General features: G+C 68.2%; 21 protein-coding genes. 18 read left to right on the top strand and 3 right to left on the bottom strand.

Features of this window, described 5'->3' with window-relative positions:
* Nucleotides 1–36: 36 nt before the first annotated feature.
* The 4 genes from OG241_RS08320 to OG241_RS08305 all read left to right on the top strand — a co-directional run bounded on the left by OG241_RS08320 (nucleotide 37) and on the right by OG241_RS08305 (nucleotide 2,429).
* Nucleotides 37–588: a hypothetical protein gene (locus tag OG241_RS08320; RefSeq protein ID WP_405814589.1), complete on the top strand. Its 552-nt coding sequence runs from the start codon at nucleotides 37–39 to the stop codon at nucleotides 586–588.
* A gap of 314 nt (nucleotides 589–902) precedes the next feature.
* Nucleotides 903–1,247 (top strand): hypothetical protein, encoded by a 345-nt coding sequence (locus OG241_RS08315; RefSeq protein ID WP_405814588.1) that lies wholly within the window; start codon nucleotides 903–905, stop codon nucleotides 1,245–1,247.
* 458 nt (nucleotides 1,248–1,705) lie between these two features.
* The gene (locus OG241_RS08310; RefSeq protein ID WP_006378617.1) at nucleotides 1,706–1,888 is read left to right on the top strand and encodes a hypothetical protein; all 183 of its coding nucleotides are present in this window, start codon (nucleotides 1,706–1,708) and stop codon (nucleotides 1,886–1,888) included.
* A gap of 112 nt (nucleotides 1,889–2,000) precedes the next feature.
* Nucleotides 2,001–2,429 carry a hypothetical protein gene (locus tag OG241_RS08305; protein WP_405814586.1) on the top strand — a complete coding sequence of 143 codons (429 nt, stop codon included), beginning with the start codon at nucleotides 2,001–2,003 and terminating at the stop codon, nucleotides 2,427–2,429.
* 34 nt (nucleotides 2,430–2,463) lie between these two features.
* Here the strand turns inward: OG241_RS08305 and OG241_RS08300 are convergent, their stop codons facing one another.
* Nucleotides 2,464–2,655, bottom strand: a complete 192-nt coding sequence (locus OG241_RS08300) for a hypothetical protein (protein ID WP_100247666.1) — start codon at nucleotides 2,653–2,655, stop codon at nucleotides 2,464–2,466.
* Nucleotides 2,656–2,713: 58 nt separating this feature from the next.
* Nucleotides 2,714–2,860 carry a GntR family transcriptional regulator gene (locus OG241_RS08295; RefSeq protein ID WP_078507307.1) on the bottom strand — a complete coding sequence of 49 codons (147 nt, stop codon included), beginning with the start codon at nucleotides 2,858–2,860 and terminating at the stop codon, nucleotides 2,714–2,716.
* A 61-nt stretch (nucleotides 2,861–2,921) separates the two neighbouring features.
* On the opposite strand from OG241_RS08295, the gene OG241_RS08290 reads away from it, so the two are divergent.
* The 13 genes from OG241_RS08290 to OG241_RS08230 all read left to right on the top strand — a co-directional run bounded on the left by OG241_RS08290 (nucleotide 2,922) and on the right by OG241_RS08230 (nucleotide 11,241).
* Nucleotides 2,922–3,824, top strand: coding sequence for a hypothetical protein (locus OG241_RS08290; protein ID WP_405814583.1), 903 nt, complete (start codon nucleotides 2,922–2,924; stop codon nucleotides 3,822–3,824).
* Between the two features lie 183 nt (nucleotides 3,825–4,007).
* The gene (locus tag OG241_RS08285) at nucleotides 4,008–4,286 is read left to right on the top strand and encodes a hypothetical protein (protein WP_405814581.1); all 279 of its coding nucleotides are present in this window, start codon (nucleotides 4,008–4,010) and stop codon (nucleotides 4,284–4,286) included.
* A gap of 234 nt (nucleotides 4,287–4,520) precedes the next feature.
* Nucleotides 4,521–5,075, top strand: a complete 555-nt coding sequence (locus tag OG241_RS08280) for a hypothetical protein (protein WP_405814579.1) — start codon at nucleotides 4,521–4,523, stop codon at nucleotides 5,073–5,075.
* Nucleotides 5,072–5,341, top strand: a complete 270-nt coding sequence (locus OG241_RS08275; RefSeq protein WP_405814578.1) for a hypothetical protein — start codon at nucleotides 5,072–5,074, stop codon at nucleotides 5,339–5,341. The genes OG241_RS08280 and OG241_RS08275 overlap by 4 nt, the downstream gene beginning before the upstream one ends.
* A 55-nt stretch (nucleotides 5,342–5,396) precedes the next feature.
* Nucleotides 5,397–5,534, top strand: a complete 138-nt coding sequence (locus OG241_RS08270) for a hypothetical protein (RefSeq protein WP_405814577.1) — start codon at nucleotides 5,397–5,399, stop codon at nucleotides 5,532–5,534.
* A complete protein-coding gene (locus OG241_RS08265) occupies nucleotides 5,531–5,713 on the top strand; it encodes a hypothetical protein (protein WP_405814576.1) in 183 nt (60 codons plus the stop codon). The genes OG241_RS08270 and OG241_RS08265 overlap by 4 nt, the downstream gene beginning before the upstream one ends.
* A 21-nt stretch (nucleotides 5,714–5,734) precedes the next feature.
* Entirely contained in the window at nucleotides 5,735–5,959 is a 225-nt protein-coding gene (locus tag OG241_RS08260) for a hypothetical protein (protein ID WP_405814575.1), read from the top strand.
* A 177-nt stretch (nucleotides 5,960–6,136) separates the two neighbouring features.
* Entirely contained in the window at nucleotides 6,137–6,856 is a 720-nt protein-coding gene (locus OG241_RS08255) for a hypothetical protein (RefSeq protein ID WP_405814574.1), read from the top strand.
* 138 nt (nucleotides 6,857–6,994) lie between these two features.
* Nucleotides 6,995–7,126 (top strand): hypothetical protein, encoded by a 132-nt coding sequence (locus tag OG241_RS08250; protein ID WP_405814572.1) that lies wholly within the window; start codon nucleotides 6,995–6,997, stop codon nucleotides 7,124–7,126.
* A gap of 209 nt (nucleotides 7,127–7,335) precedes the next feature.
* Nucleotides 7,336–7,749 carry a hypothetical protein gene (locus OG241_RS08245; protein ID WP_405814571.1) on the top strand — a complete coding sequence of 138 codons (414 nt, stop codon included), beginning with the start codon at nucleotides 7,336–7,338 and terminating at the stop codon, nucleotides 7,747–7,749.
* A gap of 305 nt (nucleotides 7,750–8,054) precedes the next feature.
* Nucleotides 8,055–8,228 carry a hypothetical protein gene (locus OG241_RS08240; protein WP_405814570.1) on the top strand — a complete coding sequence of 58 codons (174 nt, stop codon included), beginning with the start codon at nucleotides 8,055–8,057 and terminating at the stop codon, nucleotides 8,226–8,228.
* Between the two features lie 867 nt (nucleotides 8,229–9,095).
* Nucleotides 9,096–9,287: a hypothetical protein gene (locus tag OG241_RS08235; protein WP_405814569.1), complete on the top strand. Its 192-nt coding sequence runs from the start codon at nucleotides 9,096–9,098 to the stop codon at nucleotides 9,285–9,287.
* 274 nt (nucleotides 9,288–9,561) lie between these two features.
* Nucleotides 9,562–11,241, top strand: coding sequence for a hypothetical protein (locus OG241_RS08230; RefSeq protein ID WP_405814567.1), 1,680 nt, complete (start codon nucleotides 9,562–9,564; stop codon nucleotides 11,239–11,241).
* A 297-nt stretch (nucleotides 11,242–11,538) separates the two neighbouring features.
* On the opposite strand, the gene OG241_RS08225 is transcribed toward OG241_RS08230, so the two are convergent.
* Nucleotides 11,539–12,414, bottom strand: coding sequence for a hypothetical protein (locus OG241_RS08225; RefSeq protein WP_405814566.1), 876 nt, complete (start codon nucleotides 12,412–12,414; stop codon nucleotides 11,539–11,541).
* A gap of 274 nt (nucleotides 12,415–12,688) precedes the next feature.
* Here OG241_RS08225 and OG241_RS08220 point away from each other — a divergent pair, with 274 nt between their 5' ends.
* Nucleotides 12,689–12,892 (top strand): hypothetical protein, encoded by a 204-nt coding sequence (locus OG241_RS08220; protein ID WP_405814565.1) that lies wholly within the window; start codon nucleotides 12,689–12,691, stop codon nucleotides 12,890–12,892.
* The last annotated feature ends 62 nt before the right edge of the window (nucleotides 12,893–12,954 follow it).

Here is a 12,954-nt window from a genome sequence, read left to right as displayed (position 1 = left end):
TGAACCACACGCCCCTACGCCCCGGGAGGCGCCTCCGTGACCACCGACCCGCGCGCCCTCCAGCTCGCCAAGAACATGCACCGCCTCGCCCGAGAGAAGGCGACGAAGCTTCCCGAGTGGAAGGACCTGCCGCTCTCGGAGCGCGAGAAGGCCACCACGGAAGCCCGGCTCTGGCTGCGCGCCGCCGTTGAGGCCGGGATCGCCCCGCTTGCCGACCGGCCGGCCGACTGCTCGCAGCCCGCTGTGCCGCGTCCGGTGGCTGGGGAAGAGCGGCCCACCACCGCCGAGGCCGCCGCGGAACTCGGCATAACGCCGACCGCCTACCGTGTCGCCTCCCACCGTGCAGCCGTGGACCGCATCCGGGCCGCCGCGAAAGGTCTGTACGCCGGTGCCGGGGTCCGAGTCCTGGCCGCGCTGGATGCTGTCGAGGAGCAGCAGGCCGACGAGGAACCGATCACCGGCCCGCAGGACTGCGGTCACGACGACTACCACGACGGTCACCCGTGGCACGAGAAGCCGCACATCTGGTGCCCCGGCCACAGCTACAACGACGACACCGCCGTCGCCCAGCCCGGCAAGGAGGCCTGACCCATGGCCATGCACACCACCGAAACCGTCACCCGCACCATTCGCCGCTGGATCGTGCCCGCAGTCGAATGCTGGGGCGCAGCCTCCGACGACATCGGCAATGCGTGGGCCGCCGCTGAGTAGGGCTACCGGACAGCGCACGGCATCCCGGCCGATGGGTCGGTGCCCGGCAACGCGTTGTGGTTTCACGTTGGCGACGACGAGATCGTCGTCCAGTTCGAGATCGAGGAGCCGCGCCCGGGATCGCCGCCCTGCTCGCCCACCTCGCCCTCCACGGCCGCCGTACACGGAACTGGAGAGCTCAAGTGATTGCAATGACCGAGAACCAGACCCGCACCCCCTACGACGCCGAGCACATCGCCATCGTCGAACTGGGCCACACGGTGTGGGCGCTGTACATCCCCAACCCCGACCAGGCCAAGAACCCCCGCGCCGTCGCAGACAACATCACGGCCCCCGAGCACGCGGACGTCGAAGTAGTCGCGACGGCTACACGTTGCTACAAGACCGAGGGGGCCACGGCGTCCGGCTGGTTCATCAGCAGCGGATCCGACTACGGCAGCGAGGGCTACCCCAACAAGCGCGCCATGCGCGAAGCCCTGCGCCATACCATCCACGGCTACTTCACCACCACCGAGCAGGAGAGACCAGCACCGTGACCGAGACCGCCCCCTCGCTACACGGTCAACCAACTCGGCAACGGCTACTTCGCGGTCCGCGACACCGTCACCAGCCTCGACGTGGCCACCACGACCAGCTGCTACGGCGCGCGGCACACCATCGGCTGTCTGGCCGATGGCACGATGGTCCTTGACTCTCTCGGCAAGGCCGTCGCTCAACAGTCGCGGCGAAGAAGCCCGTCATCGAGACCAGCGCCGACACCGGGGAGTACGGAGTCTTCGAAGACGGCGAGTGCATCGAAACTGGCTTCCACGGCGGGTACGGGCGCGTCGCCGCCGGAGCATCCGTCAAGGCCTACGTGGAAGACACCGCGAACGAAGGCCTCTCCTACGAGGTCAAGGAACTCTGCCCCGACCACGAGGAGCAGCCCAGGAACGGCTGCGAGGACTGACACGCCGAGCTGGCCGACGACAACGACGACGAGGACTGATCACCCATGGCAGTGGAACCCGAACGCCGCGATCGCTGGATCCGCAGTCTCGCAGAGGGGGCACGGCAGGAAGTCAGTGCCGCCCTGGGGCTCTTGGAGGGCGCCGACGACCCGGGCGTGAAGGAAGCGTTCCGGTCAGTGGTGGCGCAACTGGATCAGATCCACCGAGAGTTGCGGGACCTCGCGTGACATCCCCACGCACCTGCAACTCCTGCAATTGGTACGCCGACCGCAAAGGTGCCCGCCGCATGGACTCGCCGCAGATCATCGGGCCTGAGCCCTACGCGAACGGCACGGCCCCGTGATCGCGATCCTCCACACCCTGTGGGACGTGTCGGCCGCCTCCTACGCGGAGGCCAACGGCATCGACGAGGCGGACGTACCCCGCGAACTCGGCGGATACGTCAGTGCCTGCATCAACGACATCCCAGCCCTCGCAGACTCCGACGGATGGGCCCGCTGTCTGCACACGCCGGACTTGCCGGACCAGCTCGACGGCCGCGTCCGCCAACGAATCGACTGGCGCGTCGCCGTCACAGCCACCTCCTGGCTCGCAGCCCGAGGACTGGACCAGCAGACAGCACGGACAGACCTATTGGCGCACCTTGCGTGGGACCTCTATCACCTGCCGTCGATCTGCGTCACCGACGCAGTCATGACCGCCACCTACGCCGTGGATGGCCGCGAGACCCGGCGAGAGTTTCGCCCAGACGACCGACGTACTGCCTGAACCAGGCCCCGCCACCGCGCGGGGCTTCGGCGTGTCACGCCGCTTCGACGACGTCCCCGCGCTCCACATCCCGCAGCGCGGCGAGGAGACAGTGGTACTCCGCCCGCTGCGCATCCGTCAGCCGCAGCGTGGGATGCCCGCGCCCGTCAATCCACAACGCGCGGATCCGCTCATTCAGCTCCGCAGCAGACAGCGCGACGCCATCCGGCGGGGGAGAGAGGAACATGCCGTCGATCGTAGCCGCGAACACTGACAGCTGACTATGACTCGGGCGACTGCCCCACCTACGTCCCGCGCCCCTGGACCTTCCACACGACCCGCTCCTCGACGAGGACGTCAAGCCCCCGCCGCACCGTCGACCGGGCAATCCCGTACTCCTGCACCAGCCTTGTCTCCGACGCGATCGGCCGCCCGTATGCCACACCCGGCATTCCTGGGTCTCCCGATCCTGCGAGTGGCCGGAATCAACCCGCCTACAAAGTAAGGACACCGATGGCCACCGTCGAATTCACCCCGAAGGACATCCCCGCCTTGCGCCGTGCCGCGAAGTTCCTGCGCCGCACGGAACTGAACCTGCCGGACACGGCCGACTCCAAGACCCACGACGCCATCCTCATCTCCGCTCTACGGCTGGACGACCAGGCCGACGAGCTGGGCGGGCAGGCACCGGATCCGACCGTGAACAGGACCCGGCACCCGATCTTCAACCAACTCGTCGCCCCCGAGGCCAGCCGGCCCATGTTCCACGAGGAGGCGAATGCGCTCCTCGACGTCCACGAGGACGCGGTCCGGGCCGCCGCCGCGGTGGGCGCGCTCTTGCTCCAGGGCGCGATGCTCGCCCTGCACCCGAAGACCGCGAACCCCCGGCACGGGTGCTGCGCGACGCCGAAGGTCTGCAAGGGGAAGCACTGGCCGGAGTGCCGGAGCAGTGAGCACACGATCGGCGGCGGGGATCCGTGGCCGTGCAAGTCGCTGCGCGCCGTCGGGATCAGCAGCGACACCGATGCCGACGCCGTACGCCAGGCCCTGGCCAAGCTGGAGCGGGATGCCGGGCGCGACGGCTACCCGAGCCGGAAGAAGGCGAACCGCGGCCGCGCCGTGCACGCCACCAGGCAGATGGACGACGGCATCGGCGACACCGGCGCGTGCGGCATGTACTTCCCGAGGGACACGGAGAGCAGCCTCGAGGACCCCGACACCGACGTGTCGTGCCAGGCATGCGTGAAGGCGCTCGCCCGGAAGGGGCGCGAGGAAGCCGAGGCCGCGTCCGCCGACGAGCCCGCGCACCGCTGCACGCTGCCGCCGAACCGCTTCCTGCCGTGCGGCTGCTGCCCGCACCAGGTCTGCGAGGACTGCGGCGACTGTGCCCACACGTGCGAGTGCGGCACCGGCTGAACCCCCGCCCAACCCGCCGGGGCCGCAGGCGAGTTGTGCCCCAACGGCCAGCCCCGCCCGGAGTGCTCCGAGAGCGACCCATGCGAGCCCTGCTGGCAGGACCAGCAGGCGGACGGCGACGCGATCGAGGCCAGCATGGACCTGCGCTGAACCCCGACCCCACGATGAACAGGAGCGTCGACCGTGTCCACATCATCCCAGAACCCGATCGGCATCCCCACGATCGTTGCCCGACGAGCCGTGGTCACCGACACCTTGCAGCTCACGGTGTCGACGATCCGCATCGCCCGCGACAATAACGCCACCGTCATCTTCGACGACAGCCCGGACAAGCGGCACAGCGGCATGGTGGTCGGCGGCTACGTCGTCGACTCCTCGTCGAAGCGCGCCCTCGACCGTGAGTCGGCCATGGATCAGCACCGCGAGGCTCTGATCGCGATCCGCGAGCCGGTGGCGTCATGAGCGCCCACCCCGGATCCGCCACCCCGGATGACACCAACCCCACCGCCGCCCTGACGCCGGCCACGGCCTGCGCCGACCCGAACGGCCGGCCGCCCGCCGGTTGCTTGAACTCCGCAGAACCCCCGCCTGCTGAGCATGATGCTCGCCGGGCGGGGTCCTCTCTTTTTCTGCTTGATCAGCGGAGCTGATCCGGTCTGGTCTTCGAAAGATCACGTTCACGCCAGGAGTACAGCCATGAGCCAGCCCCTCGAACTCACTGCTTCCCCACAGACGGAGCACATGCGCAGCCACTGCGTTTCGGACCTGGGGGCTGCGCACTGCCACCTGTGCTCCGAGACGACGGGGCGAGACGAGGTCTACCCGGGACCGCACTGTCCGACGCGCGCCGTCGAGGCCGCCAAGGTCGCCTTCGAGGTGGCGGCGGGCTACGAGCACGCTGCGCCGGTGGTCCTGCACGCCAGCGAGTTCGCTGATGTTCATGGCGCAGTGAGCGCCGCGTTGCACGCACGCGCAGAGCAGATGCCGGAGCTGCCGCGGCACACGGTGCCCATTGCGGCGAACTACAGCATCCGTGGCGCACACGCGGAGCTCGACGATGTGACGTTCCCGTCTGCTGCCGGCCTCACCACCGCCGTGATCACCATCCGCACGGCCTACCCGATCGACCGGCTGACGCTGATCCCCGTGATCAGCCAGATCTCCCATGAAGTCGAGAGCGCAGCCGAGGAGCTGGACGACGCCTACGTCGCCGAGAAGATCTTCATCATCGAGGAAGGATCCAGCGCATGAACGCCACCACCAGCACCGCGGGTTCGACGTGGCGCGACGGCGCCGCCAAGACGATCGGCCGGGTCCTGCTCACCCTGATGATCGCGACGAACGTGATCGTCCTCGCGCCGGCTGCGGTCTTCTGCGTCATAACCGGCCAGTACACGCCGATCATCGTCAGCATCGCCTTCAGCGGCGTGTGCTGGTGGTTCCTCCTGCGTAGCCTTCAGGCTCTTGCCGAGAAGCGCCGCACGAAGAAGGCGCTCATGAGCGCGACCCAGAACTGAGACCGCAGTCCAGATTCGATCCGCAAGAAGCACAGCGCCATGAGCGTCCTGCGCCGTGCCAAGGACGTCGCGGAGGCCGTCCCCGCCCACGTGCCACCACTACGAGGGCACGGTCGTCCAGGACCACAGCAGCGTCACCGCGACCACGCGCGGCATGATCGCCCGCACCAACAACGACCTCCGCCGCCGGTGACGGCCGCTCCCCTGGACGACGCCACCCTCGCCCGGGCCACGATCACCGTGGGCCTGGACCGGCTGCGCGAACTCGCCCTCGGCGACACCGCCGACCCCGAGGACACGGCCGGCGCCCTGCAGGCCCTGCACCACGGCGGCGACTCCCGTGACGGCGCGCTGGACGTCCTCGCCGCCTAGACGCCGAAACGACCACCGCCCTTGCCGAGATTCCACACGGACGGCAAGTCCGGCGTCCTGCTCACCTCGTTCAGTCTGCCGCTCGCGGTGCTGGTCACGGCCGTGCCCGGGCACGGCCTGCCGCGTGCGTCCGCCGTGCTGGTCGGCGCCGGAGTCGTCGGCCTGGTCGCCGCGATGCTCGTGGTGCCCGCGCGGCGCGCGGCAGTTTCCTCTACTGGGCCGAGTGCACCCCCGAGGTCCTGCTGAAGGACCTGCAGAACCCCGGCGACCACACCGCCCGCGCCGCGCAGTTTCATCCACCTCCCGCAGTTGGCCCGCCGCAAATACCGGGGCCTGCGGCTCGCCGGGGACGTCACCGCCGCTTCGCTCGTCGCTCTCGCGGCAGCCCTGCTCGCCGCCCTCATCTGACCGAAGGAGACCGCCGTGCTCGTCGGCGCACGCATCGAACTCACCGCCCGGATCGACGCCCTGGGTTCCACCGCCCACCCGGGCGAGCAGGGCGTCATTCAGGAGCTCCACATCGGCGGCCACTACACCGTCCGCATGGACAACGGCCGCACCCAGTTCCCCCGCCGCAACGAGATGACCTCGCCCGGCAGCCGTGACTCCCAGCTCCTGGGCCGGGCCCGCGCCGCGCTCGCGCAGCTCGGCGAAGGCCCGACCGCCCCCGGCCGCCCCGACGGCAGCGACCTCAACGGCTGGTCCACCGGCACCTCCGAGATCGACCGCACCACCCTGGCGTGGGCCGCCGCCTTCACCCTGCTCGCCGACCACCAGCCCGGCGCTTGGCTGTTTGCTTACGTCGCCGGCGCCGACGCGGTGCTGCGCGAGGAGGGCGTGCGCGGCATCGCCACCCTGCAGAGCAACCTCGCCGGCGGCGCCCCGGTCGACCACCGGTTCACACGCTGCGCGTACTGCGGCGGCCACGGAGAAGACCCCACATTCCCGACCTGCGAAGAGCGCAGCTGCCTTCCCAAGTACGAGTTCGTCGGGCACGACCACGGCTGCCCGGTCTGCGGCGGCGAGATGTGGGAGCCCGCCTGGTACGGCGAGCAGCAGATCCGCTACTGCGAGGGACTGCTCGCCGACGCGCTGGCGCCCGCCCCACCCGGCCGCCTCGCCCGGCTCCTGCGCCGGGCCTGACCGCCACCGAGAACGCCCTGACCAACACCTGTCAGGGCCGGTGAACCCAACATGCCCAACCCGACCCGACGAGGAACAACACATGACCGTCCACATCGTCTCCTTCGGCTACGGCCACGGCCTGCCCCCACGGTCGACATGGTCTTCGACCTGCGGGCCCTGCTCTTCCGAAACCCGTCCCACAACCCGGAGCTGAAGCCCCGCACCGGGCTGGACCAGGAGGTCAACGACCACGTTCGGGACACCCCGGGTGCCGAGCGGCTCGCCTGAACCCCGCCCTACGGCGGGGCTTGAACGAAGGTCTGTTCCAGCAGTCCGCACGGGTAGCGGGGCTGCCTTCGAAGCGTCTCTTCCCTTTCTTTGGGAACGCCTTCTGCAGTAATGGACAAGCATGCGGCTGATGAAGACGAGTTTGGCCGCTAGTGGTCATCCTGATCTTGCTGGCTCCCATTCACCCCGAATAAGACAGGATGAACTCCATGACCGAGCGCCACGCCACCATCGCAGACCTTCCCGGCTGGGACATCGTCGACACCGTACTCAGCCTGCACGAGCGCCCCGGGGCGCACGGTTGGCTACGGCTGGACGACCCCACCCGGCTGCAAAGGAAGCTCCAGCCGCTCGGCCGCGACCTCGAGGGCAGGCTCTTCGTAGACAGTTCCAGCACCTTCGCTGAGCAAATCTCCAAGACTGCCGTGCAGCTGGGTTATTTTGCTCTCCTGACCGGGGTCGAGGACGGCGTAGCCCTCTGGCTGCCGGTAAAGACGTATGACCACATCAAACCCATCGACCCAAATGCTGGCGGCGAGCAGCCTGAGGTGCCGCGCTGGCTGCCGATCCGAGAGGTCCTGGCGGAGGCACCTGCCCAGAGCATGCAGAACCTAGACTCTTGACCCTGCGGCATGCGACGGTCCCGATCCCCCGCCTGCTGGGACCAGAGCCAAGGCCCGGGGGCGCATGGCTGGCCCCGGGGCGCACCGAGCCGCAACGACGGCGCCGTAACGCCCCCCCCCAGTGCACGTCGACCCGTATTCGGACCGTGCCCGCGGTGCAAGGGGTCCGAGTGGATCCGGAGAACTACGGTGATGCCGTGCGCGAGCTGGAGACGCCGTGCGCCCACTGCCGGCTCGTCGCGATCCGACCCGTCTTGGCCCCGCCTTCCGATGGGGCCGCTCTCTTGACCACGGAAGGACCGACCATGACCAGCGAACCGCAGCAGGAGATCATCGCGTACCTTCTGGGCAGCTTCTGGCTCTGCGTTCCGTGCGCACGGGGTCGCGACGATTTCAAGGACCTGAGGCCAGCCCGGCGCGCCGACCTGATGCCCGTCTACACGTATCGCTGTGACCAGTGCCGTAAGTCCATCGCCTGATCGTCCGCCAACAGAAAGCCTTAGGCCCGGGGTTGCGCTTCACCGCCTGGTCCTCGACCCGGGCGGTGAGGCGCGTCCATCTCGTTCAGGGTGGGTACGGCAGTGGTCTCGGTCATGGCTTCCTCGTTCCCTGGCGGGTTAAAGGCTGAGCTGCCTCACCGGGAGCACGGACGCCGTGACGGTCGTGCTCCCGAGCGGTGCTCAGACCCGCTCGGCCAGCAGCGCCGACGTGTACGTGCAGGCGCTGGAGCGGATGGCGGGCGTGCTGCTCCACCAGCTCAAGACCCCAGGGCGTACGGTCCACCGCAGTGTGCGACCGTACGCCGGCGACGTTCGGAAACAACGAGTGGCCCACCGACGCCGAAGCCGCGATGATCTCCAGCCTCATCCGGGAGTACCTCCAGCACTGGTTCCGCGACGGGTACATCAGCCGCCCGGCCAAGCGCAGCCGTTCTCGTTCAGGGGCGGATCGTCACCGGCTGGCCGATGGTCGCCTGGCCGGGGCCACGGGTTGTAGGTGACGAACGGGTGCCCCCGCTCTTCGCACTACTGCCGGGACCGCGCCGCCAAGACGATCTGCCGGGTGCTCCTCACCCTCATGATCGCGACGAACGTGATCGTCCTCGCACCGGCAACAGTCTTCTGCGTCATGACCGGTCGGTACACGCCGATCATCATCAGCATTGCCTTCAGCAGAGTGTGCTGGTGGATCCTCCTGCGTGCCTTCGGGCTCTTGTCAAGAAGCGCCGCACGAAGAAGGCGCTCATGAGCGCGACCCAGAACTGAAACCGAAGTCCAGATTCGATCCGAAAGAAGCACAGCGCCATCAGCACGAATGACCTTGCGAGCCTTCAGGCCGGCGACAAGGTGGTCGTCAAGAGCGGCCTCGGTAAGAGCGCCGAACAGGCCATCTGCACAACCATGGCTCTGGACCGACGTAACGCGCCGCCCATTTCCGGTTGGGGCGGTCGCGAGGCGACGACCTTGGTCCGGCTGGGCAGCGGTTCCTGGTACGACCTGGCCACCGGGCTCCAGGCCGGCTCCGAGCGCGTCGCCTGATGAACAGCGCAGCCAAGACCCCCGCAGGGACCGGCGGGGGTCTTCCTTTTTTGCACGCTCAGCCCCGGCTTCTCACTCCGAGTCAGTCGGGCTGCGAAATCCTTGCCGAAAGGTCTTTCGGATGACGTGGCCTCGAATCGACAGGCAACCCCGAATGTCCTGACAGGGGCGAGTTGGGGGGGAGCGGGAATCGGATGAGACACGGGCATTGCGCTGCAAGGCAGCGCCGGGGTCTCACTGCCGAATCCATCACACCTTCCCGGGGGAGACCGCCATGCCCGAGCGCACCGAGCACGCCCTGCTTTACATCAAGTATGTCGACGACGCCCTCGCCGAGCAGGGTGTCGCCGCAGTCGAAGGCGCGATCTCCGGCATCAGCTTGAGGATCCTGGCGCGGGCTCTACCTGACGGCCGGACGTCCGTCGCCGTCTCGCTCTACCGGCGCGTGCACCGCATGCGCGCCTCGGGCAAGGCATTCCACTACTGGACCCACGAGAAGCTCACGGCCATGGCCCGCACGAAGAAGGACCTCGTCGTCCTGCGCGAGATCGACCGCCGCACCGGCAAATCCACCACCCGACATGTCTTCTCCGAGACCATGGTCGACTCCTGGATCCACGGACTGTCCGGGACACTGCAGCAGTGGATGTGCAGCAACCCGCAGGCCCGCCGGCTCGAAGGACCGGAGCCAGGGGGAGTCGACAACGCCGTGGACCAGGCGATCGCCGCGATCCGCGAACACATCGGCGAGCTGCCGAACTGGAACGACCGCTTCCCCCTGCTCAAGGACGGCCGGCAGGATCGTCCGGCCTCCGCCTACCTGCCCTATCTCGATGCCCACGATCATGCGCAGGTCGCGAAGAACCTCTTCGGCGTGCGCGCCTACCGTCGGCCGCTTGCCCGCGAGGTGGAGCGTCTGGACACCAATACCCTGGGCTGGTTCGCCATGTTCCGCGGACTGGTGCCCGTGGACTGGCTCATCGACGCAATGCGCACCACGAACACAGCCGGCGGCCGCGGCCTGATGCCCGAGCGATCGCTCACATCCCTGCAGCGGCGAGGCATCCGCTCGATCCTGCGCCGGACTCCGCAGTCCGTGCTGCGGCGGATCCTCAAGGAACCCGTCCACCAGGCGCGGCGCACGCTGGCCGATGCAGCCGACTGCACGGCTCACCGTCTGGCCGTCACCCGTGACCTCGACCTCCTCCCCGAGATCATCGCTGCCCGAGGGCAGCGCCGGGTCCGCGGCTCCCGTGACGTCGAGCACCTGGTCCGGGGCCTGCCCGCAATCGAGCGCTGGCACGCCCCCCGGGGCCGCACGGCCCAGCGCGTCATACAGGAGGAGATCCACGCCCTTCGCGAGATGGAGCATTACAACCGCGAGATCCGGCTGCTTCCCGAGGGCACGGCCCAGGTCGCTGACTGGGACCTCTGGAAGGACGAGGCGTTCCGCGTGCAGGCGTTGGGTCTGATCGAGGACCGTCGGCGCGAGCTGATGGCCGCCCGCGATCGTGAACGCTACGAACGCGAGCAGGCCCGCCGCATCGAGCGGATCGCGAAGCAGGCCCACCGCCACCAATGGGCACTGCAGACGGCCGCACTGCTGGATGGTCGGGAAGCAGCCCCCGGTCTGAGCCTCGTCGTCGCCCGTGATGCCGAGACGCTCTCCCGCTGGGGTGCGATGCTCAACAACTGTATCGGCTGGTACGCCGGCGAGCTGGAGCTGGATGTGCTCGCCGCGATCTGCGAAGCGGACGGCCGCGTACGTCTGAACCTGCACATCACGCAGTCGCATGGCGTAGAGCAGATCCTTGGGAAGAACAACCGTGACGCAGTGCGCGAGCTCGGCGAAGCGGCCCAGCAGGTCGTCGACGGGCTGGTCGCCATGGAAGTCAGTTTCCACTCGGATGCTCTGGGCATGGCGGGGCTGCGACTGCCCCAGAGGACTCACTGACGGCAAATCTCCACAAGGACCCCGACCTGAGCAATGCTCAAGACCTAATAGCAGTGCACGGTGACGGGTGAGCCTTACTCAAGACCTGGAGCCGGACTCCTCTCTACAGGCAGAGGGGCCCGTCACCGTGCAGCTGCCGGAGTACGTCGCACATCTTCACGATGACGTCATGATCGTGACCTGAGCCGTCCGCACGGCCACCTCTCCCTCACCACGCGAGCCGCCGAGCTCCTTCCAGAGACCGGGGGCCGTGCGGGGCTGGTACGTCGGCGTGCTCTGGGGCCTTGCCCAACGGGTTCAGGGCAGGCAGTCCGGGCGACTCTGGAACAGACGCGTGGCTGGCACGTGGTGGTCCAGGCCGCGCTGGCTGTCCAGCCACGACAAGTTCATCCCCTGCCGGACGGCCCAGGTGCGAGGGCTCAGCATGTACGCGTTGGCGATGGTGGCGTCGGCGGCTTGGTGGGCCTGACCGACCCGTTCCCGGGGCAGGTGCTCGATGTGGACGGGACGTAGCCGGCAGGCGGTCATTGCGGCCAGGGTGATGCGCTGGGTGAGATCGTCGCCGTGGCGATACACCCACGGCGGGAATTGGCCCTCCCGCAGCAGCAGGCCCGCACGCACGGCTTCCGTCTCATCGGCGTACACCGTCAGAGGGCCGCGCTCGCGCACTCCGGTCAGCAGAGCGAGGCACAGGGTGAGGAACTCGGCGTTGGAGCTTCTGTCGCACCCGGTGCCGCTCAGGTCCACGGTGGTTACAGTGTCGCCGGTGGCGATGCCTGCGCGGACGTTCCGGGCGTCGACGAAGGAGGCGTCGCAGACCACGGTGAGAGGCTGTCCGGGCAGGCTGGTGGCGGGGTGCCATTCGTCGGCAGGCGTGAACCTGAGAACCAGCTGGAATCGGTTATGGCTGATCATCTTGGCGTGCAGACCCGCAGATGAGGGCCGGCAACGCACGGCGGCGATCAGGCTGGAGGCGACACGTCGCGCCTTGAGGGCACAGTCGCCCCGCAGATGTACAGCAGTCCACCGGCGCCAGTCCAGATACACGGTGAACCGCTCGCGGAGGTTCAGACGCTCGGTCACCATGTCAGCCAGCAGTGCCAGCGTGGTCGGCCCCAGACCGGCCATGCGGGGACTGATGGAAATGACCGCGCTGGCGTAGAGGTAGGGCACGGTTTCCTTTCAGTTCGACGAAAGCATACGCACGGGTCACAGCCCCGGGATGGCGTCTTGCTCGGTAGGGCCCGTTCGTCGTCGTCTCCGACATGACGGTCTCCGGATTCTTCCTCTCGAACTTCGATGAGACGCCCGTCTTCGTCCCGCCGCTGGGACGCGAAGCTGTCTCCGGGGAATACGCATTCAACGCGCTGAAGACCCTCGATCCCGCTGAGTAGATCCACGTCTCGGTGCTCCGACTCCTGGCGAAAACAAGGGGCGGGGCGGCCGGGTGACGCTGCGCCCCGGCTGGAACACCGGAATGCGCATCTGGGCCATGCGACGTGTGCTCATGGCCAAGTTCGCTGTCCCCGGCCTGAGCCAGCGGCTCGTCGCCACCGGTGACCTGATGCTCGTCGAGAAGTTGTCACAGCCCTCCCCAGCAGAGCATCATGCTCTGCTGCGGGAGGGCTTCTTTTTTCACTTCCCTCTCTGATGCTGCAGACAATGCAGCGAAGACCTCACCGCTCGGAGCACTTGCTCCGATGGTGGGGACTT

Source organism: Streptomyces sp. NBC_01390 (assembly GCF_045040105.1).
Taxonomy (GTDB): Bacteria; Actinomycetota; Actinomycetes; order Streptomycetales; family Streptomycetaceae; genus Streptomyces.
This window is presented reverse-complemented; position numbering and strand designations above follow the sequence as displayed.